Origin of the sequence: Allobosea sp. 67-29 (assembly GCF_001898115.1) — a bacterium.
Lineage (GTDB): Bacteria > Pseudomonadota > Alphaproteobacteria > Rhizobiales > Beijerinckiaceae > Allobosea.
The window spans coordinates 91,135-113,413 of sequence record NZ_MKSQ01000015.1 but is presented as its reverse complement, the minus strand read 5'-3'; the positions used below and the strand labels follow the sequence as shown (position 1 = coordinate 113,413).

21 protein-coding genes are annotated in these 22,279 nt (G+C 67.2%); 14 read left to right on the top strand and 7 right to left on the bottom strand.

Going from position 1 to position 22,279, the window contains the following annotated elements:
* Positions 1 to 79 precede the first annotated feature (79 nt).
* From BGO20_RS13610 to BGO20_RS13600, 3 genes are all read left to right on the top strand, one after another.
* Positions 80 to 1,258, top strand: a complete 1,179-nt coding sequence (locus BGO20_RS13610) for an acyl-CoA dehydrogenase family protein (protein ID WP_291664084.1) — start codon at positions 80 to 82, stop codon at positions 1,256 to 1,258.
* The gene (locus BGO20_RS13605) at positions 1,255 to 1,860 is read left to right on the top strand and encodes a TetR/AcrR family transcriptional regulator (protein WP_291664085.1); all 606 of its coding nucleotides are present in this window, start codon (positions 1,255 to 1,257) and stop codon (positions 1,858 to 1,860) included. Before BGO20_RS13610 ends, BGO20_RS13605 begins: the two co-directional genes overlap by 4 nt.
* A gap of 121 nt (positions 1,861 to 1,981) precedes the next feature.
* The gene (locus tag BGO20_RS13600; RefSeq protein WP_291664086.1) at positions 1,982 to 3,025 is read left to right on the top strand and encodes a histone deacetylase family protein; all 1,044 of its coding nucleotides are present in this window, start codon (positions 1,982 to 1,984) and stop codon (positions 3,023 to 3,025) included.
* Positions 3,026 to 3,075: 50 nt separating this feature from the next.
* On the opposite strand, the gene BGO20_RS13595 is transcribed toward BGO20_RS13600, so the two are convergent.
* Positions 3,076 to 4,632: an acetolactate synthase large subunit gene (locus BGO20_RS13595; protein WP_291664087.1), complete on the bottom strand. Its 1,557-nt coding sequence runs from the start codon at positions 4,630 to 4,632 to the stop codon at positions 3,076 to 3,078.
* Between the two features lie 247 nt (positions 4,633 to 4,879).
* On the opposite strand from BGO20_RS13595, the gene BGO20_RS13590 reads away from it, so the two are divergent.
* The 5 genes from BGO20_RS13590 to BGO20_RS13570 all read left to right on the top strand — a co-directional run bounded on the left by BGO20_RS13590 (position 4,880) and on the right by BGO20_RS13570 (position 9,336).
* On the top strand, positions 4,880 to 5,839 hold the full coding sequence (locus BGO20_RS13590; protein ID WP_291664088.1) for an ABC transporter substrate-binding protein: 960 nt from the start codon (positions 4,880 to 4,882) through the stop codon (positions 5,837 to 5,839).
* Between the two features lie 10 nt (positions 5,840 to 5,849).
* Positions 5,850 to 6,365 carry a mismatch-specific DNA-glycosylase gene (locus tag BGO20_RS13585; protein ID WP_291664089.1) on the top strand — a complete coding sequence of 172 codons (516 nt, stop codon included), beginning with the start codon at positions 5,850 to 5,852 and terminating at the stop codon, positions 6,363 to 6,365.
* On the top strand, positions 6,362 to 7,135 hold the full coding sequence (locus tag BGO20_RS13580; protein WP_291664090.1) for an ABC transporter permease: 774 nt from the start codon (positions 6,362 to 6,364) through the stop codon (positions 7,133 to 7,135). Before BGO20_RS13585 ends, BGO20_RS13580 begins: the two co-directional genes overlap by 4 nt.
* Complete coding sequence (locus BGO20_RS13575) at positions 7,132 to 7,911, top strand: ABC transporter ATP-binding protein (protein ID WP_291664091.1); 780 nt, start codon at positions 7,132 to 7,134, stop codon at positions 7,909 to 7,911. Before BGO20_RS13580 ends, BGO20_RS13575 begins: the two co-directional genes overlap by 4 nt.
* A 174-nt stretch (positions 7,912 to 8,085) precedes the next feature.
* The gene (locus BGO20_RS13570) at positions 8,086 to 9,336 is read left to right on the top strand and encodes an SAM-dependent methyltransferase (RefSeq protein WP_299858104.1); all 1,251 of its coding nucleotides are present in this window, start codon (positions 8,086 to 8,088) and stop codon (positions 9,334 to 9,336) included.
* Here BGO20_RS13570 and BGO20_RS13565 read toward each other — a convergent pair.
* The gene (locus BGO20_RS13565) at positions 9,333 to 10,484 is read right to left on the bottom strand and encodes a citrate synthase family protein (RefSeq protein ID WP_291664093.1); all 1,152 of its coding nucleotides are present in this window, start codon (positions 10,482 to 10,484) and stop codon (positions 9,333 to 9,335) included. The two genes, BGO20_RS13570 and BGO20_RS13565, sit on opposite strands and share 4 nt — an antisense overlap.
* Before the next feature lie 76 nt (positions 10,485 to 10,560).
* Between BGO20_RS13565 and BGO20_RS13560 the strand changes: the two genes are divergently transcribed.
* On the top strand, positions 10,561 to 11,640 hold the full coding sequence (locus tag BGO20_RS13560; RefSeq protein WP_291664094.1) for a citrate synthase/methylcitrate synthase: 1,080 nt from the start codon (positions 10,561 to 10,563) through the stop codon (positions 11,638 to 11,640).
* Positions 11,641 to 11,698: 58 nt separating this feature from the next.
* On the opposite strand, the gene BGO20_RS13555 is transcribed toward BGO20_RS13560, so the two are convergent.
* The 4 genes from BGO20_RS13555 to hutI all read right to left on the bottom strand — a co-directional run bounded on the left by BGO20_RS13555 (position 11,699) and on the right by hutI (position 16,886).
* Positions 11,699 to 12,259 (bottom strand): HutD/Ves family protein, encoded by a 561-nt coding sequence (locus BGO20_RS13555; RefSeq protein ID WP_291664095.1) that lies wholly within the window; start codon positions 12,257 to 12,259, stop codon positions 11,699 to 11,701.
* Positions 12,260 to 12,392: 133 nt separating this feature from the next.
* Complete coding sequence (gene hutU, locus BGO20_RS13550; protein ID WP_291664096.1) at positions 12,393 to 14,060, bottom strand: urocanate hydratase; 1,668 nt, start codon at positions 14,058 to 14,060, stop codon at positions 12,393 to 12,395.
* Positions 14,061 to 14,190: 130 nt separating this feature from the next.
* On the bottom strand, positions 14,191 to 15,723 hold the full coding sequence (hutH, locus tag BGO20_RS13545) for a histidine ammonia-lyase (RefSeq protein ID WP_291664097.1): 1,533 nt from the start codon (positions 15,721 to 15,723) through the stop codon (positions 14,191 to 14,193).
* Positions 15,720 to 16,886 (bottom strand): imidazolonepropionase, encoded by a 1,167-nt coding sequence (gene hutI, locus BGO20_RS13540; RefSeq protein WP_291664187.1) that lies wholly within the window; start codon positions 16,884 to 16,886, stop codon positions 15,720 to 15,722. Before hutI ends, hutH begins: the two co-directional genes overlap by 4 nt.
* A 182-nt stretch (positions 16,887 to 17,068) precedes the next feature.
* Between hutI and BGO20_RS13535 the strand changes: the two genes are divergently transcribed.
* Both BGO20_RS13535 and hutC read left to right on the top strand, forming a co-directional pair.
* Entirely contained in the window at positions 17,069 to 18,436 is a 1,368-nt protein-coding gene (locus BGO20_RS13535; protein WP_291664098.1) for a formimidoylglutamate deiminase, read from the top strand.
* A 22-nt stretch (positions 18,437 to 18,458) separates the two neighbouring features.
* Entirely contained in the window at positions 18,459 to 19,208 is a 750-nt protein-coding gene (gene hutC / locus BGO20_RS13530) for a histidine utilization repressor (RefSeq protein WP_291664099.1), read from the top strand.
* An 80-nt stretch (positions 19,209 to 19,288) separates the two neighbouring features.
* On the opposite strand, the gene BGO20_RS13525 is transcribed toward hutC, so the two are convergent.
* Positions 19,289 to 19,555 (bottom strand): glycine zipper domain-containing protein, encoded by a 267-nt coding sequence (locus BGO20_RS13525; protein WP_291664100.1) that lies wholly within the window; start codon positions 19,553 to 19,555, stop codon positions 19,289 to 19,291.
* Between the two features lie 280 nt (positions 19,556 to 19,835).
* Between BGO20_RS13525 and BGO20_RS13520 the strand changes: the two genes are divergently transcribed.
* The 3 genes from BGO20_RS13520 to BGO20_RS13510 all read left to right on the top strand — a co-directional run bounded on the left by BGO20_RS13520 (position 19,836) and on the right by BGO20_RS13510 (position 22,278).
* Positions 19,836 to 20,213 carry a PRC-barrel domain-containing protein gene (locus BGO20_RS13520; RefSeq protein ID WP_291664101.1) on the top strand — a complete coding sequence of 126 codons (378 nt, stop codon included), beginning with the start codon at positions 19,836 to 19,838 and terminating at the stop codon, positions 20,211 to 20,213.
* Positions 20,214 to 20,429: 216 nt separating this feature from the next.
* Positions 20,430 to 21,317 (top strand): transglutaminase-like domain-containing protein, encoded by an 888-nt coding sequence (locus tag BGO20_RS13515; protein WP_291664102.1) that lies wholly within the window; start codon positions 20,430 to 20,432, stop codon positions 21,315 to 21,317.
* Positions 21,318 to 21,378: 61 nt separating this feature from the next.
* Positions 21,379 to 22,278: a diacylglycerol/lipid kinase family protein gene (locus BGO20_RS13510; protein WP_291664103.1), complete on the top strand. Its 900-nt coding sequence runs from the start codon at positions 21,379 to 21,381 to the stop codon at positions 22,276 to 22,278.
* Position 22,279: the final 1 nt, after the last annotated feature.

Sequence of the window (22,279 nt, the reverse complement as noted above, 5' to 3'; positions counted from 1 at the left end):
GCTTGAATGTTGCCGGTAATTCACCTACCGTCCGGTAGGTAGTCAGATCGCGGCGCCGCGGTCAAGCAGGGAGGAAGCCATGTCGGCCGTCGAGAAGCTTGCAGGCGAGGGCGCCCGGCGCTCGCCCTATTTCACCGAGGAGCACGAGGCGCTGCGCGACCAGGTCCGCCGCTTCGTCGAGACCGAGATCAAGCCGCACGCCCTGAAATGGGAGGAGGACGGCCTCGTGCCGCGCGACGTGCTGCGCAAGATGGGCGATCTCGGCTTCTTCGGTATCCGCTACCCGGCGGAATATGGCGGCTCGGAAATGGACACGCTCGCCACCGTCGTGCTGGCGGAGGAGCTGGGTCGCTCGACCTTCTCGGGCGTCGCCATCACGGCGCTCGTCCATACCGACATGGCTTCGGTCCACATCGCCAATGCCGGCTCCAAGGCGCAGAAGGACAAGTATCTGCCCGGTATCATCGCCGGCGAGACCATCGTCGCAGTTGCCGTCACCGAGCCCGATGCCGGTTCGGACGTGAAGGGCATCCGCACCACGGCGCGACGCGAGGGCGATCATTACATCCTCAACGGCGCCAAGATGTTCATCACCAACGGCGTCCATGCCGATCTCTACTGCGTCGCCGCCAAGACCGACCCGCAGGGCAGGCCGTCGCAATCGGTCTCGATCTTCATCGTCGAGAAGGGCACGCCGGGCTTCTCGGTCTCACGCGCGCTCGACAAGCATGGCTGGCGTTCCTCGGATACCGCCGAGCTCTCCTTCGTCGATTGCAAGGTGCCGGCCGAGAACCTGCTCGGACAGGAAGGGCGCGGCTTCTACGCGATCATGAGCAACTTCCAGAACGAGCGCACCGTGATCGGCGCCATGGCGATCGGCGAGTCGCAGGCTGCGATCGACCTGACCCTGGACTACGTGAAGACGCGAAAAGCCTTCGGCGCGCCTCTCTGGGAGAAGCAGGCGATCCGCCAGCGCCTCGCGGAACTGGCGGGCAAGGTCGAGGCCGGCCGCCAGCTGGTCTACCACGCCGCCTGGCTCGATGCGCAGGGTTTCGACGCCACCCGGGAGGTCTCGATGGTCAAGGCCTATTGCGGCGAGCTGGTCAACGAAGTGATGTACGACTGCCTGCAGTTCCATGGCGGCATGGGCTATATGCGCGAGAGCGCGATCGAGCGCATGACCCGCGACGCCCGCGTGCAGTCGATCGGCGGCGGCGCCACCGAGGTGATGCTCGAAGAGGTAGCGAAGCGGCTGTGAACGCCGCGACGGACAAGGGCGCGGCTCAATCCGAGGGCGGCTCGCGTCGCCAGATCCTCGACCATGCCGCGCGTCTGCTGCGCAATGGTGGATACCACCAGACCACCTTGCGCGAGATCGCCGAGGCGGTCGGCATCCGCAAGGCGAGCCTCTACTACCACTTCGCCTCGAAGGAGGAGATCGTCGAGGCGGTGGTGAACGACGGTGTCCGCTTCGTGCATGAGGGCGTCTTTGCCGCGCTCGCCGCGACCGTGGGCGAGGCTCCCCGCGCCCGGCTGGAAGCGGCGATCCGCGGCCATCTCGCAGCGCTGCACGGTCACGGCGACTACACCACCGCCAGCATCAAGGTGTTCAATTTCGGCGCGGCTCCCGCGCCGGAGAGCGTGCGCGCCGTCCGCCGCGCCTATGAGGAGGTCTGGAGCCGCCTGATCGCCGAGTTGCAGCAGGCCGGCGCCTTGCCGGCGGCGCGCGCGCCGGAGGTGCTGCGCAATTTCCTGCTCGGTGCCCTCAACGGCTCGACCGACTGGTACCGGCCGGACCGTCACGACATCGCGACGCTCGCGCAGGAATTCACGGAGCTGGTCTCGCCGGCAGGGACCTGACCGCTGCGCCCCCGATGCAGGGGAGGACGGCGCGGAACGACTGGCGGCGGGCCTTCTGCTTGCTACGATGGCGGGGCGTCCGCCGCTGCCGAGCGGCCCAGCCTAGAGGATTCTCCTGCCGATGCGTGCCTTCTACCATCCCGACCAGGCTCTTCACGATCCGCAGCAATACATGCGCTTCGGCAAGGTCGTCGCTCCGAAGGACCTGCCCGAACGGACTGAGAAGCTGCTCGGCGCGCTGGCAAAGCACGGCATCGCGCCGGAGCGGCCGGCGGAGCATGGCGTCGAGCCGATCCTGACGATCCATGACGAGGGCTTTGTCGATTTCCTTCAAAGCGCCTGGCGGCGCTGGCAGGAGCTTCCCTCGGAGCGTGGTCCGGAAGTCTGGCCCAACACATTCCCCTATTGGAGCGGTCGCCCCGAGGAGGATGTCCGCCCGCCTTGCCGCCCGACCGGCTTCATTGGCCAGCTCGGCTGGTATCTCGGCGATCTCTCGGTGCCGATCGGCCAGCATTGCTGGCATTCGACCCTGCGCTCGGCCGAGACCGCTGTTTCCGGCGCCGACGCAATCCTCGCCGGCGAGCGTACGGTCTATTCGCTCTGCCGCCCCTCGGGTCATCATGCCCGTGCCGATCGCGCCTCAGGCTTCTGCTATGTCAACAACACGGCGGTCGCGGCGCAGCGCCTGCGCTCGCACTTCGGCAAGATCGCGATCCTCGACGTCGATGCCCATCACGGCGACGGCACGCAGCAGATCTTCTATCGTCGTGACGATGTGCTGACGATCTCGGTCCATGCCGATCCGACGAACTATTATCCGTTCTATACCGGCTATGACGACGAGCGCGGCAACGGGCCGGGCGAGGGCTTCAATCTCAACCTGCCGCTCGCTCCGGGTGCGGGCGGCGCGGAAATGCAGGCGGCCGTCGATCGTGCCGGCAAGGCGATCCGCGAATTCGGCGCCGAGGCGCTGGTCGTGGCGCTCGGCTACGACGCCCACAAGGACGATCCGATCGGCGTTCTCAAGCTGGAGGCCAGCGATTTCGGCACGATAGGCCGGCAGGTGAAGGGGCTCGGCCTGCCGACGCTGGTGGTGCAGGAGGGCGGCTATGCGATCGAGGCGATCGGCGATTGCCTCGATGCGTTCCTGGGTGGGTTCAAATAAACAAGTAATGACAGTCACCCCGCGCATTGCGGCGCGCGGGGTGATGCAACTTAGATCGCCGCCTCGATCAGGAACGGCCCCTTTTTCGCCAGCGCCGCCTTGAACAGGCTCGCGAACTCCTCGGCCGTCGTCGCCCGAGCCGCCTCCACGCCCATGCCCCTGGCCATCGAGACCCAGTCGAGGGCCGGCTCGTCGATGTTCAGCATCAGCGTGGCGTTGCGGCCGAAATCGTTGACGCCGACGGCGCGCATCTCGCCATGCAGGATCTGGTAGGTCCGGTTGGCGAAGACGACGGTGACGACGTCGAGGTTTTCGCGCGCCTGCGTCCACAGCCCCTGCACGGTGTACATGCCCGAGCCGTCGGCCTGCATGCCGATGACCTTGCGGTCCGGGCAGGCGACGGCCGCGCCGACGGCGAGCGGGATGCCTTCGCCGATCGCGCCGCCGGTGAGCTGGATGTAGTCGTGCTGCGGTGCGCTGTGGCAGTCGTAATAGAAGCTGCGGCCGGACGAGACCGACTCGTCGCAGACGATGCAGTTCTCCGGCAGCAGCGCCGAGACGATGGCGCAGGCCTTGTCTGCGTCGAGCCTGCCGGTCGGCAGGGCGGGCTGTTCCTTCCGCGGCGGGGCGATATAGGCCGGCGCCGTCCTGGTCGCGCCCATCGCTTCGGCAAGCGCGTCGATCGCCGCCGGCAGGTCGTCGCCGGGCTTGGCGAGGGCGGTGACCTCGCAGCCGTCATGGACGAGCCGGCCCGGCTTGCCCGGATAGGCGAAGAAGCCCACCGGCGTCTGGGCGCCGATCAGCACGAGATAGTCGACATCCTTGAGCTGCTCGAGTGCCTTGTCGATCGGATAGAAGATCTTCGGCATGGCGACCCGGCCGGCGCCGCGCTGGACGCGCCCGTTCGACATCTGGCTGAAGATCTTGGCCCCGGTCGCCGCGCAGATGCGGGCGGCCATCTCCATCGGCTTTTCGCGCAGGGCCAGGCCCGTCAGCATGATCGCGGCCCGGGCGCCATGCTTGCGCAAGCCTGCGGCGACCTCGCGGATCGTGGCGGAATCGACGCTCTTCAGCGCCGGCAGCGTCACCGGCTTCAGCTTGCTCGGCTCGACGCTGTTCCAGGCGCAGTCGGCCGGCAGGATCACGGTGGTGACGCCGGGCAGCGTCAGCGAGGCGACATAGGCCTCCTCGATCGCCGGGCCGACGTCGTCCGCCGAGGTGATGCGGCGCACGAAATGCGACATCGGCTGTGCCAGGCTCTCGATGTCGCTGGTCAGCGGCGCGTCGTGCTGGAGATGGTAGGTGGCGTGGTCGCCGACGACATTGATCATCGGCGTGCGGGCGCGGCGGGCATTATGCATGTTGGCCAGCGCGTTCGCCATGCCGGGCCCGCAATGCAAAAGCGTCGCCGCCGGCTTGTCGGCCATACGGGCATAGCCGTCGGCGGCCCCGGTCACCACGCCCTCGAACAGGCCGAGCACGCAGCGCATCTGCGGCTTGCGGTCGAGCGCCGCGACGAAATGCATCTCCGAGGTGCCCGGATTCGCGAAACAAACATCGACATCGTTGACCAGCAGCGTGTCGCAAAGGCGGTCGGCACCGTTCATCCGGGAAACCTCGGTAGAGACTGGAAGAGGACAGAGGCGATGCGCCTCGGGCCGAGAGGGGAAGAAATTGCGCGGCTCATGTCAAACGAGAGAATGTCATGGCTGTCCCTCGTTCCTGTGATCGGCCGCTTGACGGTTTTGCATATGCATTTAACCTGCTTTGGAACGAAGGTTGCATCGCGCTGCCGCCGGGGCCGGAGTGCCTCTTGGTGCGGTGGGTGACGCCGAACAGGGGAAAGGTTCGACCATGACGGGTTTCAGGCGCGCGTGCGCGGTGGCGGGTTTCGGTCTTGGGGCGCTTCTCGCCGCCGGGGGGGCGCAGGCGCAAACCAAGGTTTCGATCGGCATTTCCGGCTGGACCGGCTTCGCGCCGCTCGTCCTTGCCAAGGAGGCCGGCATCTTCGCGAAGAACGGCCTCGACGTGACGATCAAGAAGATCCCCCAGAAGGACCGCCATCTCGCGATCGCGTCCGGCGATGTCCAGTGCGCCGCGACGACGGTCGAGACCTGGCTGGTTTGGGATGCGGCAGGGGTTAAGACCAAGCAGATCTTCCAGCTCGACAAGAGCTATGGCGCCGACGGCATGGTCGTGCGCAAGGACATCGCTGCGATCAAGGATCTGAAGGGCAAGACCGTCGCGGCCTCGGCGCCCGGCACCTCGCCCTACTTCGCGCTGGCCTGGATGCTCAAGGAGAACGGCTTGTCGGTGAAGGACGTCAAGGTCGTCAACATGGAGCCGGGTCCGGCCGCGCAGGCCTTCATTGCCGGCCAGAACGACGCCGCGCTGACCTACGAGCCCTATCTCTCTGCGGTGCGCGAGAAGCCCGAGGCCGGCAAGATCATCGCGACGACGCTCGACTATCCGATGGTGATGGATACCTTCGGCTGCACCCCCGCCTTCCTGGCCGATGAAAAGGCCGCGGCCGCGCTGACGAAGAGCTATTTCGAGGCGCTCGACATGATCAAGAAGGATCAGGCCAAGGCCTATGAGATCATGGGCGCGGATGTGAAGCAGACCGGCGAGCAGTTCGGCAAGTCGGCGGCCTATCTGCGCTGGTCGGACGCCGAGGGGAACAGGAAGTTCTTCGCCGGCGACTGGCAGGCCTTCAACGCCAAGGCCGCGGATCTGCTCCTGGAGGTCGGTCTGATCAAGGCGAAGCCCGATTTTGCCACGCTCGTCGACACCAAGTTCGTCGCAGCGAAGTGACGCTCTTGGCGTGAGTCGGCCGATCCTGCCGGATGTGCTGAAGCCCGGCCTGCATGTCGTCTTCTGCGGCACGCAGGCCGGAGCTGTCTCGGCGATGCGCGGCGCCTATTATGCCGGTCCCGGCAACAAGTTCTGGACGATCATTCATGAGATCGGGCTGGTGCCGGAACGGTTCGCTCCGGAGCGATTCCGCGAGTTGCCGCGCTACGGCATCGGCCTCACCGATGTCGCCAAGCGCAGCTCCGGGCCCGACTCTGCCTTGCGCGGCAATCATTTCGATATCGCCGGGTTGCGGGATCGGATCGCCGCGCATCGCCCGCGCTGGCTCGCCTTCAACGGCAAGCGCGCGGCACAGGCGGCGTTGGGCGTGGCGGCTGGGTCGCTCGGCTATGGTCTGCAGACAGTCACCTTCGCTGGCGTGGGAATCTTCATCCTGCCCTCGACCTCCGGCGCGGCGGCCGGCTACTGGTCGCCCCAACCCTGGAAAGAACTCGCGCTCGCCATGACCGGACACGACAAGGCATGAAACCGCTCAGACCCGTCTCGGCTCCGGCGCGCCTCGGCTATGGCCTCGCCTTCTTCGCACTCTTCGTCGCGTTCTGGTCGGTTGCGACCTTCGGCGGCTATGTGCAGCGGCTCTTCCTGGCCGATCCGCTGACCATGGTCGGCGAGGGCTGGAGCCTGATGACGCGCTACGGCTTCAGCTTCGACATCATGATGACGATCTGGCGCGTCGTCGGCGGCTTCGTCATCGCGGCGATCGTGGCGCTGCCGCTCGGCATCCTGATGGGCGCGTACAAGCCGATCGAGGCCTTCCTCGAGCCCTTCGTCTCGTTCGCGCGCTACCTGCCGGCCTCGGCCTTCATTCCGCTGCTGATCCTCTGGGCCGGCATCGGCGAGACGCAGAAGCTACTGGTCATCTTCCTCGGCTCGGTCTTCCAGTTGATCCTGATGATCGCGGTCGCGGTCGGCTCGATTCGGCGCGACCTCGTCGACGCCGCCTATACGCTCGGTGCCGGCGATCGCTCGGTGGTGCGCCGCGTGCTGCTGCCGAATGCGGCGCCGCAGATTGCGGAGATTTTCCGCCTCGTCCTCGGCTGGGCCTGGACCTATGTCATCGTCGCCGAATTGATCGGCTCCTCCTCCGGCATCGGCCATATGATCACCGACAGCCAGGCGCTGCTGAACACCGGGCAGATCATCTTCGGCATCATCGTCATCGGGCTCATCGGCCTGATCTCGGATTTCCTGTTCAAGGCGGTCAACCAGCGCCTGTTTCCGTGGGCCAAGCTGTGAGCAAGCTCGTCATCCAGAATGTCGGCAAGCTGTTCCCCGCGCAGCACGGCAGCGAGCCCACGCGGGCGCTGATGCCCACCTCGCTCGATGTCGCCGACAACGACTTCATCACCATCCTCGGCCCCTCCGGCTGCGGCAAGTCGACCTTGCTGCGCATCATCGGCGGGCTGGAGACGGCGAGCGAGGGCAAGGTCCTGCTCGACGGAGTGCCGGTTTCAGGACCGGGCGCAGACCGCGGCTTCGTCTTCCAGAGCTACACGCTCTTCCCCTGGCTGACCGTGCAGCAGAACATCGCCTTCGGCCTGCGCGAGAAGGGCCTGGCTGAAGCCGAGCGGCTGAAGATCGCTCGCGACTGGGCCGGGCGCGTCGGGCTTGCCGGGTTCGTCGACCATTTCCCGAAGCAGCTCTCCGGCGGCATGCAGCAGCGCACCGCGATCGCACGCGCACTCGCCAACGACCCCAAGATCCTGCTGCTGGACGAGCCGTTCGGCGCGCTCGACAACCAGACCCGCGCCCTGATGCAGGAAATGCTGCTCGGCATCTGGGAGCGCGAGCAGAAGACGGTGCTCTTCGTCACCCACGATATCGAGGAGGCGATCTTCGTCGGCTCCCGCGTCGTGGTGATGAGCGCCCGCCCCGGACGCATCAAGGCCGATATCGCGGTCGATCTGCCGCATCCGCGGCCCTATACCATCAAGACCAGCTCCGCGTTTGTGGCGCTCAAGGAGAGGCTCGTCGAGGAGATCCGGGCCGAGGTCGTCGCCGCGGATCATTGATCGGCCAACGCAACTTTCCGTTGCAAGGGCCATGTTTCCCCTGCGGGCGACAAGGGGTTTCGCTGCGCTGTCATGCCGCAGGCGAAGGGCAGCCTTGCGCTCAACCGGAGTTACGGCGACAATTTCGCTTGCCATCTTTTGGCGAACAAGGGGGCGCTGCCGAAGGTGGGGCCAATGCGTTCACTGGTTGCAAGGATGTTGTCGCGGCTGGCGATCGAGCCGCGGATCGATGTGGTTTTTCCGGACGGGACGCTTCAAACGGTCGGGCATGGCAATGCCCCCCGCTTGCGGATGCGTATCGTCGATACTCCGACGGAACTGAAGCTTGCGCTCAATCCCGAGCTCGCGCTGGGCGAGGCGGTTATGGATGGGCGTGTGGTCGTCGAGCAGGGTTCGCTCTACGACCTGCTGGACGCGCTCGTCGCCGCGGTCCACAAGGCCCGGCCTCAGGGCTGGGGCCGAACTCTGGAGAGCCTGCGCACCGCGGTGCGACGCTTCCACCAGCACAACACGCCGGCCTTGGCCAAGCGCAATGTCGCGCATCACTACGACTTGAAGAGCGATTTCTTCAAGCTCTTCCTCGATCCGGACATGCAGTATTCCTGCGCCTATTTTGCGACGCCCGGGTTAACCTTGGCCGAGGCGCAACTCGCCAAGAAGCGTCACATCATGGGCAAGCTCGACCTGCAGCCGGGCCAGCGCGTGCTCGATATCGGCTGCGGCTGGGGCGGCATGGCGCTGTCCATCGCTGGCGACACCGGCGCCTCGGTGACGGGCATAACCCTGTCAGAGGAGCAACTCGCCATCGCCCAGGAGCGCGGCAAGGCGTCGGGCCTGCCGGTCGAGTTCCGGTTGCAGGACTATCGCTACCTGACGGAGAGCTTCGACCGCATCGTCTCGGTCGGGATGTTCGAGCATGTCGGCGTCGGCTATTACCGCGACTACTTCCGCAAGGTGCGGGAGCTGATGACGGATGACGGGGTGGCGCTGATCCACACCATCGGCCGCTCTTCGCCGCCGGGCGCGACAAACCCGTTCATCGCCAAGTACATCTTCCCCGGCGGCTATATCCCGGCGATGTCGGAAATGGCGGCGGCGATCGAGAAGGAGGGGCTCGTCGTCACGGATGTCGAGGTGCTCCGGATTCATTACGCCGAGACGCTGAAGCATTGGCGCGAGAACTTCCTGCAGCGGCGCAAGGAAGCGGTGGCGATGTACGACGAACGCTTCGCCCGGATGTGGGAGTTCTATCTCGCCGCTTCGGAGGCCAGCTTTCGGCACGACGATCTGGTCGTCTTCCAGTTCCAGCTCGCCAAGAAGCTCGACGGCCTGCCGATCACGCGCAGCTATATCGAGCAGCGCGAAAAGGAATTTGGCCAGAAGCCGGCGGCAGCTGCCAAGGTTGCCGCACCGGAACCGGCCTAGGCCGGTTCCGGCCCGACATAGCGGGCGCGAGGCCGGATCAGACGTCCGGTCTCGTTTTGCTCCAGCGCGTGAGCGATCCAGCCGGCGCAGCGCGCGGCGGCGAAGAGTTGAAACGGCACGTCCGGCCCGAGCCCGAGTTCGCTCGCGATCGCCGTCAGCACGAAATCGATATTCGGCTCCTCGCCGGTCAGCGCGGTGACTGCGCAGCGCGTCGCCTCATAGGCGGGCGGGAGCGTAAACGCGCTGAGAAGCGCACGGGCCCGCGCGTCGCCATCCGGATAGAGCGGATGGCCGAAACCGGGCAGGGGCATGCCGGTGGCAAGCCGCGCCGAGACCGCCATCTCGACACCCTCGCTCGCGATCTCGCGCATCAGACCGAGCACGCGCGGCGTCATCCCGCCATGCAACGGCCCGGACAGCGTGGCGAGCCCTGCCAGGATGCTGGCTGCCAACGAGGCGCGCGTCGAGGCCGCGACACGGACCGCGAAGGTCGAGGCGTTGAGCTCATGGTCGGCGAGCAATACCAGCGCGCGGCGGATCAGGTCGGCGCCGCGTTCGTCGCAGCCCCAGGCCTGCGCCAGCCGGTGATGGATCGGCCCCTGTCCCGGCCGTCCGGCGATGGCGTCGACGAGCGAGTCGATGACGGAGGCCGCTTCCAGATAGAGCGCCTTCTTCGTCCGTCCGGCCATGGCGGGGTCGCTGGCGGCGCGCGCCGCGATCACCGCGAACATGCGCTGCCGGGCCGGCGCCTCCGGAACGATCGTGAACAGCGGCGGGAATCGCTGCGAGCCGCAATCCCAAAGCAGCCGCGCGACATCCTCCAGCTTCGCCGTTTCGGCCAGCTTTTCGGCATCCTGCCCGCGATACCAGAGCTTGCCGCGCTGGATCGTGGCGATGCCCGAGGCCAGGATCGGTTCGCCGAAGGCGATTGCATCTTCGGCGATTGTCGCGGGCTTGCGCCCCCGCGCCTTGCGATGCTCTAGCCGCGCCACATCCTCGGCGCGGTAGAGCCGCCGGCGCGAGTCGCCGGCATCGCCGCGCGCCTCGATCAGCCCGCGGCTGACATAGGCATAGAGCGTCTGCGGCTTCAGCCCGAGCCGCTGCATCACCTGTTGCGCCGTCAGCCAGTCGGTCATCGGAAAATACATTGATTATATTGTTCAAGATTGATTCTATCGATGAAGCTATCAATCTTCAAGGCCTCAGATGTTGAGGAGAACCGCCATGTCCGATGGCCTTGAAGATGTCGTTGCCGCCCATACCGTGCTCTCGGAAGTCGATGGAGCGGCGGGCCGGCTGGTGATGCGTGGCCATAGTCTCGATGAGCTCGCCGGCCATACCTCCTTCGAGGAGATGGCCGCGCTGATGCTTGACGGCTTCGTGCCGGACCTGCCCGCTATGAAGGATCTGCCGGTTGCGCTGGGCGCGGCGCGGCAGGAGCTGTTCGAGACGGTCGTGCGGAAAGCTGTCGTCCCGGTGACGCTTGGCCCGGTCGAAATGATCCGCGCGATGACCGCGCTGATTCCCGATGGCGAGGATGCCGGCACGGTGCTGCGGCTGCTGGCAGCGCCGGCCGTGTTCACGGCTGCGTCCTTGCGTCTGCGGCAAGGTCTCGCGCCGGTCGCGCCTGATCCGTCGCTGTCGCAGGCCGCCGATACCCTGCGCATGCTGACCGGCAAGGCGCCGACGAAGCAGCAGGCGGCGGCGCTTGATACCTATCTGGTGACCGTCGCCGATCACGGCCTCAACGCCTCGACCTTCGCCTCCCGCGTCGTCGCCTCGACCCGCGCCGGGCTAGTCTCGGCGGTGCTCGCCGGCATCGGCGCCCTGAAAGGCCCGCTCCATGGCGGCGCGCCCGGTCCGGTCATCGAGATGCTCGATGCGATCGGCGAGCCCGGCAATGCGCGCGCCTGGCTGGAAAACGCGCTCGATCATGGTGACCGGCTGATGGGTTTCGGCCACCGCATCTATCGCGTCCGCGATCCGCGCGCCGATGCGCTGAAAGGTGCGATCCGCCGGCTCGGCGCCGATAGCGGGCGTCTTGCCTTGGCCGAGGCGGTCGAGCAGGCGGCGCTCGCCATCCTGCGCGAGCGCAAGCCGAACCGGACGCTCGAAACCAATGTCGAGTTCTACACGGCGCTCTTGCTGGAGGCGCTCGGCTTCACGCCGGATTCCTTCACGTGCGTCTTCGCACTCGGCCGCACGACGGGCTGGCTCGCCCATGCCAAGGAGCAGATCGCCGGCGGCCGCCTGATCCGCCCGCAATCGGTCTATGTCGGCCCGCAGCCGCGTCAGGCGGCGTAGGTTCAGGTAGGGCGCGGAGAACCCTTCTCCCATCCGGGAGAGGGGATCCTGCGCTTACCTATGACGCCGCCAGCCACACGGCGTAGAGTTCTGCCTCGCTGCCGCTCACCCGAAGTTCACCATGCCCCGGCGCGTCGAGGATCGCGCTGTCGCCGGCTCCTAAGCTCACGCCGTTCACCAGCCAGTCGGCCTTGCGGGCGACCAGCACCAGCAGGCCTTCGCTCGCGGGGAGCGAGCCTTCACCCGACAAGCGCTCGACCCGGTGCCGCCAGCGGCCGCGCCGGCTCATCACATTGAGATCGTCGATCGGCCCATCGACCAGCACCCCATCCACCGCCCGGTCGGCCGCGAAGAAGAACGGCGCGGTCGCGCGATCGAGCGCCACCGTCTCGCCATCGCCGAAGGCCAGCCGAATGCCGTTGCCGGTTAATACCGACAAGGTCCGGTCGATGCCGGGGAAGGACGAGAACGGCCCGTCTGCGCCCACATGCGCCATCGATATCCGCCAATCGAAATCGCCCAGCGAGGCGCTTTCCGGAGCCACAGCGATCTCGGTCGTGGTGCCGCCGCCGTTCTTCCACGGCATGACCTTGCAATCGGCGGCGCGGATGATACGCATGATGTGATCCTTGACAGGCGAGCGCGTCGCAACCGCCGTCATTGCGAGGAGCGAAGCGACGAAGCAATCCAGGGGGGACGTAGAGCGCTGCCGCCCCTGGATTGCTTCGCTGCGCTCGCAATGACGGGCGGGCTCAGCCCAAAATCCCCGGCAGGTTGAGCTGCTTCTCGCGGGCGCAGTCCAGCGCGATCTCGTAGCCGGCATCGGCATGGCGCATCACGCCGGTGGCCGGGTCGTTCCAGAGCACGCGCGACAGGCGGGCGGCCGCGTCGTCGGTGCCATCCGCGCAGATCACGACGCCCGCATGCTGCGAGAAGCCCATACCGACGCCGCCGCCATGATGCAGCGAGACCCAGGTCGCGCCGGACGCCGTGTTGAGCAGGGCGTTGAGCAGCGGCCAGTCGGAAACCGCGTCCGAGCCGTCCTTCATCGCTTCGGTCTCGCGGTTCGGCGAAGCGACCGAGCCGGAATCGAGATGGTCGCGGCCGATCACGACCGGGGCCTTGAGCTCGCCGGTCCTGACCATCTCGTTGAAGGCGAGGCCGAGCCGATGGCGATCGCCGAGGCCGACCCAGCAGATGCGCGCCGGCACGCCCTGGAACGCGATGCGCTCGCGCGCCATGTCGAGCCAGTTATGCAGGTGCGTGTTGCCGGGCGTGAGCTCCTTCACCTTGGCGTCGGTCTTGTAAATATCCTCCGGATCGCCGGACAGCGCTGCCCAGCGGAACGGGCCGATGCCGCGGCAGAACAGCGGGCGGATATAGGCCGGCACGAACCCCGGGAAGGCGAAGGCGTTCTCCAGCCCCTCGTCCTTGGCGACCTGGCGGATGTTGTTGCCGTAATCGAAGACGGGTAAGCCCATCTCCTGGAAGGCGATCATCGCCTCGACATGCTCGCGCATCGAGGCGCGGGCGGCGGTCTCGACGGATTTCGGGTTGGCCTCGCGCGCCTGCTTCCACTGGCCCATGGTCCAGCCCTTCGGCAGGTAGCCGTTGATCGGGTCATGCGCCGAGGTCTGGTCGGTGACCATGTCCGGGCGGATGCCGCGGCGGACCATCTCGGGCAGGATCTCGGCGCAGTTGCCGAGCAGGCCGACCGACTTCGCCTCGCCGTTCCTGGTCCAGCGGGCGATCATCTCCAGCGCCTCGTCGAGGCTCGAGGCCTTCTCGTCGAGATAGCGGGTGCGCAGGCGGAAATCGATCGAATCCGGATTGCACTCGACGGCGAGGCAGGAGGCGCCGGCCATCACCGCGGCGAGCGGCTGGGCGCCGCCCATACCGCCGAGGCCGCCGGTCAGGACCCATTTGCCCTTGAGGTTGCCGTTGTAATGCTGGCGCCCGGCCTCGACGAAGGTCTCGTAGGTGCCCTGCACGATGCCTTGCGTGCCGATATAAATCCAGGAGCCGGCCGTCATCTGGCCGTACATGGCGAGCCCCTTCTTATCGAGCTCGTTGAAATGGTCCCAGGTCGCCCAATGCGGCACGAGGTTCGAATTGGCAATCAGCACGCGCGGCGCATCCTTGTGGGTGCGGAACACGCCGACCGGCTTGCCGGACTGGACGAGCAGGGTCTCGTCGGCTTCGAGCTGGCGCAACGCAGCGACGATGCGGTCGAAATCCTCCCAGGAGCGGGCGGCGCGGCCGATGCCGCCATAGACCACGAGCTCCTGCGGATTCTCGGCGACATCAGGATGCAGGTTGTTCATCAGCATGCGCAGCGGCGCTTCCGTCAGCCAGCTCTTGGCGCTGAGTTCGGTGCCGGTGGCGGGGCGGATGACGCGGGTATTGTCCAGGCGGGTCATGAACGGCTCCGTTCGAGTTGCTTGGCCGCGTCGAGGGCAGCGGCGATGATGGCTGACAGGGCGGGCTGTACCGGTGCGGACGCCATCTCGGCGGCGGCCGGGCGCGTGCTTCGATCGGGCTGAGCGGCGCTCATGCGCTGCACTCGGCGAAGCTGTCGAGACCCGCCGCCTTGCCGACCGCGCCGGACAGCACGAACTCAGTCGCGGCCGCGAGGTCGGGCGCGAGATAGCGGTCCTCGGTGAGCGGCGCGATCTTGCTGCGCAGCAGGGCGAGCACCGGCTCCAGCCGCGGGCTGGTCTTGAGCGGGCGATGATGTTCGATCGCCTCCGCCGCCGCCATCAATTCGACGCCGATGACGCTGGCGGCATTCTTCGCCATGTCGATCAGGCGGAAGGCGCCATGCGTCGCCATCGAGACATGGTCTTCCTGGTTGGCCGAAGTCGGGATCGTGTCGACCGAGGCCGGATAAGCCTTCTGCTTGTTCTCGGAGGCAAGCGCGGCGGCCGTGACCTGCGCGATCATGAAGCCCGAATTCAGGCCGGCGTCGCGGGCGAGGAAGGGCGGCAGGCCGCTCATCACGGGGTCGACCAGCAGCGCCATGCGGCGCTCGGAGAGGTTGCCGATCTCGCAGACGCCGATCGCCAGCATATCGGCCGCGAACGCGACCGGCTCGGCGTGGAAATTGCCGCCCGAGACGATCTCGCCGGGGCCGAGCACCAGCGGGTTGTCGGTGACGGCATTGGCCTCGATCGAGAGCGTCGCGGCGGCATTGCCGATGAGGTCGCGCACGGCGCCCATCACCTGCGGCTGGCAGCGCAGAGAATAGGGGTCCTGCACCTTCGTATCGCCGTGACGATGGCTCTCGCGGATGGCGCTGGCGGCAATCAGGTCGAGCAGAATCCTGGCGACCTTGATCTGGCCGGGCTGGCCACGCAGGCTCTGGATACGCGGATCAAACGGGGTGTCGGAACCCTTGAGCGCATCGACCGAGAGCGCGCCGGCGACGAGCGCGGCGTCGAAGACGCGGGCGATCGCGGCAAGGCCGGTCAGCGCCAGCGTGGTCGAGACCTGCGTGCCGTTGATCAGCGCGAGGCCTTCCTTGGCGCCGAGCGCAAGCGGAGTGAGGCCGGCGCGCTTCAGCGCCTCGGCCGCCGGCAGGGTCTCGCCCTTCAGGCGAATCTCGCCGAAGCCCATCAGGGCGGCCGTCATATGGGCGAGGGGAGCAAGGTCGCCGGAGGCGCCGACCGAGCCCTTGGCGGGGATCACCGGCAAGGCGTCTGCCTTAAGCGCATTGGTCAGGGCCTCGATCACGACGGGGCGCACGCCCGAGGCGCCGCGCGCCAGGCTCGCCGCCTTCATCGCCAGCAGCAGGCGAACGACGCCGTCGGGCAGGGCAGGGCCGGTGCCGACCGCATGCGAGACGATCAGGTTGCTCTGCAGCTTGGCGAGGTCGGCATCGGCGATGCGCACGCTGGCGAGCTTGCCGAAGCCGGTATTGACGCCATAGGTCACGGTGCCGGCGGCGACGATCTCTTCGACGATCTTCTGGCCGGAGGCGATGTTCCTGGCGCTCTCGCTCCCGAGCGAGGCGACGGCACCGTCGAGGATCGCACGCCAGTCGGTGAGGCGGGCTGCGCCCGGGTTCAGCGAAACCGTGGTCATTGTCCGTTCCAGATGCGGGTGTGAAGCGGGTTGAAGCCGATGCGATAGGCGAGCTCCGCCGGGCGCTCGATCTCCCAGATCGCGAGGTCGCAGCTTTTGCCGGATTCGAGCGTGCCGATTTCGTCCTGAAGGCCGAGCGCGGTCGCGGCATTGCGGGTGAGGCCCGCCAGCGCCTCTTCCGGCGTCATGCGGAAGAGCGTGCAGGCCATGTTGAGCACCAGCAGCGGCGAGGTCAGCGGCGAAGAGCCGGGATTGGCATCCGTCGCGAGCGCGATCGCGGCACCATGCTTGCGCATCAATTCGATCGGCGGCTTCTGCGTCTCGCGCAGGAAGTAGAAGGCGCCCGGCAGCACGACCGCGACCGTGCCGGCCTTGGCCATGGCGATGACGCCGTCCTCGTCGAGATATTCGAGATGATCGGCCGACAGCGCGCCCATCTCGGCGGCGAGCTTGGCGCCGTGCAGGTTGGAGAGCTGCTCGGCATGGACCTTGATCGCCAGGCCCTTGGCCTTGGCGGCCTCGAACACGGTTTTCATCTCATCCGGCGAGAAGGCGATGCCCTCGCAGAAGACGTCGACCGCGTCCGCCAACCCCTCGGCGGCGACGGCATTGAGCAGCGGCCCGGCGACGAGCGCCGTGTAGTCGCCCGAGCGACCCTTGTATTCCGGCGGCACGGCGTGCGCCCCGAGGAAGGTGGTGCGGACCGTCACCGGCCGCTCGCGGCCGATGCGGCGCGCGACGCGCAATTGCTTCAGCTCCGCCTGCTGCTCCAGCCCGTATCCGGACTTGATCTCGACGGTGGTGACGCCTTCGGCCATCAGTGCGGCGAGGCGCCGGTCGGCCGAGGCGAAGAGCGTATCTTCGCTCGCCTCGCGCGTCGCCTTGACGGTGGAGAGGATGCCGCCGCCTGCCCGCGCGATCTCCTCATAGGTCGCGCCTTGGAGACGGAGCTCGAACTCATGCGCCCGGTCGCCGCCATAGACGAGATGGGTGTGGCAATCGATCAGCCCGGGGGTGATCCAGCGGCCTTCGCAATCAATGGTCTCAGTGGCCTGGAAGGAGGGCGCTTCGCTGCGCGGCCCGGCATAGACGATGCGTCCGTTATGGGCGGCGATGACGCCGTCCTCGATCGCGCCATAGGGCGCACCGACCGCTGCCGACATCGTCGCCAGCCGCGCATTCGTCCAGAGCTTGTCGCAGACAAGCGTCTCACCAGGCGCATTCGCCACCGTGCATCCTCCCGCTACTCTTTGAATTGGAGTCATGATATCTAATTGCATATGCAAATAGCAAGCGTACATTTGCATATGCAAATCGACGAGTAGCGAGACAGCGGAGTGACGCGGTGACCGAGACCCTGCACCTGGCCGAGGCCCTTCTACCGCAAGGCTTCGCCGGGAACGTGAAGCTGACGATCGAAGGCGGCTTCGTCACGGCCGTCGAGCCCGACGTGGCGCCGACCGGGGAGGGGCGTCGCTTCGCAGGCATCGCCTTGCCCGGCATGCCGAACCTGCACAGCCACGCCTTCCAGCGCGGTATGGCCGGCCTCTCGGAACGCCGCGGCGCGCCGGAGGATTCCTTCTGGACCTGGCGCGAGGTGATGTACCGCTTCCTCGACCGGCTCGATCCGGACGACGTGCAGGCCATCGCCGCCCAGGCCTTCGTCGAGATGCTGGAAGGCGGCTTCACCGCGCTCGCCGAATTCCACTATCTCCACCACGACAAGGACGGCCGCCCTTACGCGAATATCGCCGCCATGGGGCAAGCGATCGCCGCCGCGGCTGAGGAAACCGGGCTCGGCCTCACGCTTCTGCCGGTGCTCTATCGCTTCGGCAATTTCGGCCAGGCGCCCTCGGTCCATGGCCAGCGCCGCTTCGTCAACCAGCGCGACGCCTATCAGCGCCTGCTCGAAGACAGCGCTGCCGCGATTCGCGACCTGCCGGACGCGCGGCTCGGCGTCGCCCCCCATTCTTTGCGTGCGGTCGCGCTCGACGATCTCGGCTGGGTTTCGTCCCTGCGCCCGAACGATCCCGTCCATATCCATGTCGCCGAGCAGGTGCCGGAGGTCGAGGCCAGCCTGAAGATCACCGGCAGGCGCCCGGTCGAACTGCTGATGGACACGATCGCGCTCGACCGGCGCTGGTGCCTGATCCATGCGACGCATCTGACCGATGCCGAGCGTGGCGGCATTGCCTTGAGCGGCGCTGTCGCGGGCTTGTGCCCGATTACCGAATCCAGCCTCGGCGACGGCATCTTCGACGGCGTCCGCTATGCGCAGGCCGGCGGCGCCTATGGCGTCGGCAGCGATTCCAACATCCAGATCGATGCGGGCTCCGAACTGCGCCAGCTCGAATATTCGCAGCGCCTGCGCGACCGCCGCCGTGCGCTCTTCGCGGAGGAGACGGCTTCGACCGGTCTCGCGCTCTGGCAGGGCGCCTGCGCCGGCGGCGCGCGCGCTTGCGGCCGCGCCATCGGAGCCATCGCGCCGGGGCATCGCGCCGATTTCATAACCCTCGACACCGATCATCCCGCCCTCGTCGGTAGGGGCGGCGCCGAGGCCGTCGACAGCGCGATCTTCGCCGCGAACGCCCTGCCTTTGCGCGATGTCGTCGTCGGTGGCAGGAGTGTGGTCAGAGACGGGCGACACTCGGCCCGCGATTCGGTGCGAGGCCGCTTTGCCGCGGTGATGCGGCGGCTGCTCTCCGCCGCTTAGGCGAGGCGATTCGGGAACGACGATGATGGACACGCGGCCCGACGCGGTGAAGCTGGACGGCGCCGGACCGGTCTACGACCAGATCAGGCGTGCGATCCGCGATCTCGTCGTCAGCGGGCAGTGGCCTCCGGGCACGAGCGTGCCGCCCGAGCATGCGCTGATGGAGCAACTCGGCGCTTCGCGGATGACGGTGCACCGTGCGCTGGTTCAGCTGGCCCGCGAAGGCCTGATCATCCGCCGGCGCCGTTCAGGCACCATCGTCGCCAGCCCGCCGGCCAGCCACGCCATGCTCGACATCCTGTCGATTCCGCAGGAGGTCGAGAAGCTCGGGCAAGCCTATGCCTATGAGATTCTCTCGCGCAGCGACGGCAAGCCGGCTCCCGACATCGCCGAGCGGTTCGGGCTGAAGCGCTCCGAAAAGGTGACGCACCTCGTCGTGCTGCATCGAGCCGGGGGCAAGCCGCATGTGCTGGAGGAGAGGGTGATCCACCTCGCCGCCGTGCCTGCGGTTGCGACGGAAGATTTCGCACGGGTTCCCCCGGGCGACTGGCTGCTGCAGCACAGCCTCTGGTCGCAGGCCGAACACGCGATCAGTGCCGTTGGGGCGCAATCGGAAGAGGCGGCGTTGCTGGATATCGCCATCGGCGAGCCCTGCCTGCTCGTCGAGCGCAGGACCTGGAACCAGGATCGGCCGGTGACCGCAGTGCGCCTGCTCTACCCAGGGCCGCGCCACCGCTTCGTCGGGCGCTTCGGACCCTACGGGCAGGTCTAGCGCGGCACCCATGAAAAAGGGGCCTGCCTTTCGCGGCAGACCCCTCCTGTTGCTCAAGGCAGTTCGCCTTTGGAACCTGCTCAGCAGTCGTAGACGACGCGGCGTCCCCACTGGTCGCGGCCATAGCACCGCTGCGGCGTGGCCGCCCCGCCGATGATCGCGCCGCTCGCGCCGCCGATGGCGGCACCCGCCAAGGCGCCACCGGCCCGGCCAGTCGCCGCGCCACCGATGATCGCGCCCGCGCCGGCGCCGATCAGTGCGCCGGTCCCGGCATTCTGTTCCCGGGGCGTGCAGGCGGCAGTGCCGATGGCAGTTCCCAGTGCGGCGATCAGTAGCACCTTCTTCATGCGAGTCCCTCCTCTCGATTGCATTTCAGATGTCGCTCGCAGTCCCCAACGGACCGCATGCGGAAAGGTTCCGCACGACCGGGGCGGGAGACGGGCGGAAATGAGGCCGCGGGAGGCTCCAGGGTGGGTCTCCCGTCAGCTTCCCTGGACCTGGTGAGACCTCGCCGGAAAGCGAGCCGAAGTTCCGGAACCTTCGCCCGGAAGACGAGTTGACCCGTCGAGTTTGTCAGCTGCGGCCGTCTGGCGTCAGGCGGCGCAGGCCAATCGGATGGAGCGAACGATGACGATGACCAATGTATCTGCCAGCTCGAATCCGTTGATCGCCGGTGCGCGGGTCGCCGGCACCGACGTTTACAATACGTCGGGAGATCACCTCGGCGAGATCTACGACATCATGCTCGACAAGCAGACCGGAAAGGTCGCCTACGCCATCATGTCGTTCGGCGGCTTCCTCGGCCTCGGCGAGAAGTACCATCCCATTCCGTGGAGCGTGCTCGACTACGATCCGCAGAAGGGCGGTTACGTGGTGCCGCTGACGAAGGAGAAGCTCGAGGCGGCGCCGATGTACGACAGCGAAGGCGAGCCCGACTGGGAGGACAAGGCTTACGGCAAGCGTGTCCACGACTATTACGGCACGATGCCCTACTGGATGATGTAGAGGCAGCCAAGGCGCAGGTCGCGGCGGTTGCTATCCCCCCAGCCGAACCGCCGTGGCGGCGGGATGCGGGCCGAAAGGCCCGCATCTTCTTTTTGCGGTGCTTTTTTCTGCATTGGCCCGGGAACTTTGCCGGCCTGCCGGCGTCTCGTTCGTGGGGGAAATGCAAAGCCGCCGCGCCTTGTTCGCGAAAGGCTTCCCTACCACCAGGAAAGCGCCATGCACATCCGCTACGGCTACCGGATCGAGCTCGTTTGCGAGCACGACATGCCACTCGTGACTCTTCTCGACGTCCATCCGTCGCGCCGCCACGATCTCCTGCGGCCCGACGAGATGCGAGCGACGGCTTTGCGCGACCCCGCGATCCAGCTCGCCGTCAGCCAGCATCACGACATCTTCGGCAACATCTCGCGGCGGCTGGTAGCGCCTCCCGGCGGGGTCAGGTTGGAATCCGAAGGAACGATCTACGATACCGGCGAGCCCGATCGTGTGAGGGAGCTGGCGCAGGAGGTTCCGCCCGCGCGCCTGCCGGACGAGGCGCTCCCCTATCTCCTGGGCAGTCGCTATTGCGAGACGGACATGCTCGCCGATCAGGCCTGGCAGCTGTTCGGACAGGTGCCGGCAGGCTGGACGCGGGTCCAGGCGATTACCGATTTCGTCCATAACCATCTGAGTTTCGGCTATCACTTCGCGCGCAGCACGCGCACCGCCGCAGAGGCCTTCCATGAGCGGGTCGGGGTCTGTCGCGACTTCGCCCATCTTGCCGTCGCCTTGTGCCGCTGCATGAACATTCCGGCGCGCTACTGCAACGGCTATCTCGGCGATATCGGCGTGCCGCCGAATCCCGCGCCGATGGACTTCAACGCCTGGTTCGAGGTCTTCCTCGACGGCGGCTGGCACACCTTCGATGCCCGGCACAACGAGCCGCGCATCGGCCGGATCGTGATCGCGCGCGGGCGCGATGCGGCCGACGTGGCGATGATCAGCTCCTTCGGGAGCCACCTGGTGCAGCGCTTCGAGGTGATCACCGAGGAGGTCGAGGATCTGTCGATCCCGCTCGCACCGGCGATGCCGCCCCAGTTCGACGCACGGCCGGCGGCGGCCTGAGCCGGCTCCTGCGCGCCGGCACCCTTGCGGACGGGTCCGAGCGCCCTATCTCGACGAGGCGATGCGTCACACGGTTGTCGTCAATGCCCGCGCGGGCACCGTTCTCGAGGCCGGGGCTGACGCCTTTTCGTCGCGGCTCGCGGCGGCTTTCGCGGCGCGGGGCTCGGTGGCGGAGATCAAGCTGGTCCCGCCGCGCGAGCTGGAGGGCGCTCTCGCTCTCGCCGTCGACAGAGAGGGTTCCGTGCCGGTCATCGCCGGCGGCGACGGCACCATCAATCATGTCCTGCCGGTCCTGATGCGGGCGCCTCGCCCGGTCGGCATCCTGCCGATGGGAACGGTCAACGTGCTGGGCCGGGATCTCGGCCTCTATGGCGAACTTGAGCAGCAGGTCGCTGCCCTCTGCGCCGGCGAGCCGGTCGAGATGGATGTCGGCCGCGTCAACGATAGGTTGTTCCATTCCCTGTCGGGCCTTGGCTTCTTCAGCCTGATGGCGCGGGAGCGCGAACATGCGCGGCGGCGCTTTCCCTTCAGCCGGGCGGCGGCCTTCAGTCTCGCCGCAGTGCGCTCGATTCTCTTCACCCGCTCCATCTCGGTCGATATTCGCATCGGGCAGGAGCATCTGGTCGTCGATGCCGATGCGGTTCTCGTCACGGTCAACCGCTTCGACGGGCCCGAGTGGCGGCGTGGCCGGCTCGACGGCGGCGTCTTCGAGGTCCATGTCCTGAATGCGGGAGGGCTCTACTCCCGCAGCAAGGCGGCGCTGTCGGTCGTCTCTGGTCGCTGGCGCTCGTCGGGGCATCTGACCTCCTTCTTCGGGGACGAGGTGGTGCTGCAGCGCCGCGACAAGCGTCGCGGCCATGTTACCTTCGACGGCGAGGTCGAGCGCAAGGCGGGCGCTTTGACCTACAGCCTGCTTCCGCGGGCGTTTCGCGTTATAGCGGCCCGTTCGCCGAATCCCTGAC

Bases quoted from the DNA above. Each gene is read 5' to 3' on its own strand.
- BGO20_RS13610 (WP_291664084.1), top strand. From the start codon at position 80: ATGTCGGCCGTCGAGAAGCTTGCAGGCGAGGGCGCCCGGCGCTCGCCC.
- BGO20_RS13600 (WP_291664086.1), top strand. From the start codon at position 1,982: ATGCGTGCCTTCTACCATCCCGACCAGGCTCTTCACGATCCGCAGCAA.
- BGO20_RS13595 (WP_291664087.1), bottom strand. From the start codon at position 4,632: ATGAACGGTGCCGACCGCCTTTGCGACACGCTGCTGGTCAACGATGTC.
- BGO20_RS13590 (WP_291664088.1), top strand. From the start codon at position 4,880: ATGACGGGTTTCAGGCGCGCGTGCGCGGTGGCGGGTTTCGGTCTTGGG.
- BGO20_RS13580 (WP_291664090.1), top strand. From the start codon at position 6,362: ATGAAACCGCTCAGACCCGTCTCGGCTCCGGCGCGCCTCGGCTATGGC.
- BGO20_RS13570 (WP_299858104.1), top strand. From the start codon at position 8,086: ATGCGTTCACTGGTTGCAAGGATGTTGTCGCGGCTGGCGATCGAGCCG.
- BGO20_RS13565 (WP_291664093.1), bottom strand. From the start codon at position 10,484: ATGTATTTTCCGATGACCGACTGGCTGACGGCGCAACAGGTGATGCAG.
- BGO20_RS13560 (WP_291664094.1), top strand. From the start codon at position 10,561: ATGTCCGATGGCCTTGAAGATGTCGTTGCCGCCCATACCGTGCTCTCG.
- BGO20_RS13555 (WP_291664095.1), bottom strand. From the start codon at position 12,259: ATGCGTATCATCCGCGCCGCCGATTGCAAGGTCATGCCGTGGAAGAAC.
- hutU (WP_291664096.1), bottom strand. From the start codon at position 14,060: ATGACCCGCCTGGACAATACCCGCGTCATCCGCCCCGCCACCGGCACC.
- hutH (WP_291664097.1), bottom strand. From the start codon at position 15,723: ATGACCACGGTTTCGCTGAACCCGGGCGCAGCCCGCCTCACCGACTGG.
- hutI (WP_291664187.1), bottom strand. From the start codon at position 16,886: ATGTCGGCAGCGGTCGGTGCGCCCTATGGCGCGATCGAGGACGGCGTC.
- hutC (WP_291664099.1), top strand. From the start codon at position 18,459: ATGATGGACACGCGGCCCGACGCGGTGAAGCTGGACGGCGCCGGACCG.
- BGO20_RS13525 (WP_291664100.1), bottom strand. From the start codon at position 19,555: ATGAAGAAGGTGCTACTGATCGCCGCACTGGGAACTGCCATCGGCACT.
- BGO20_RS13520 (WP_291664101.1), top strand. From the start codon at position 19,836: ATGACGATGACCAATGTATCTGCCAGCTCGAATCCGTTGATCGCCGGT.
- BGO20_RS13515 (WP_291664102.1), top strand. From the start codon at position 20,430: ATGCACATCCGCTACGGCTACCGGATCGAGCTCGTTTGCGAGCACGAC.
- BGO20_RS13510 (WP_291664103.1), top strand. From the start codon at position 21,379: ATGCGTCACACGGTTGTCGTCAATGCCCGCGCGGGCACCGTTCTCGAG.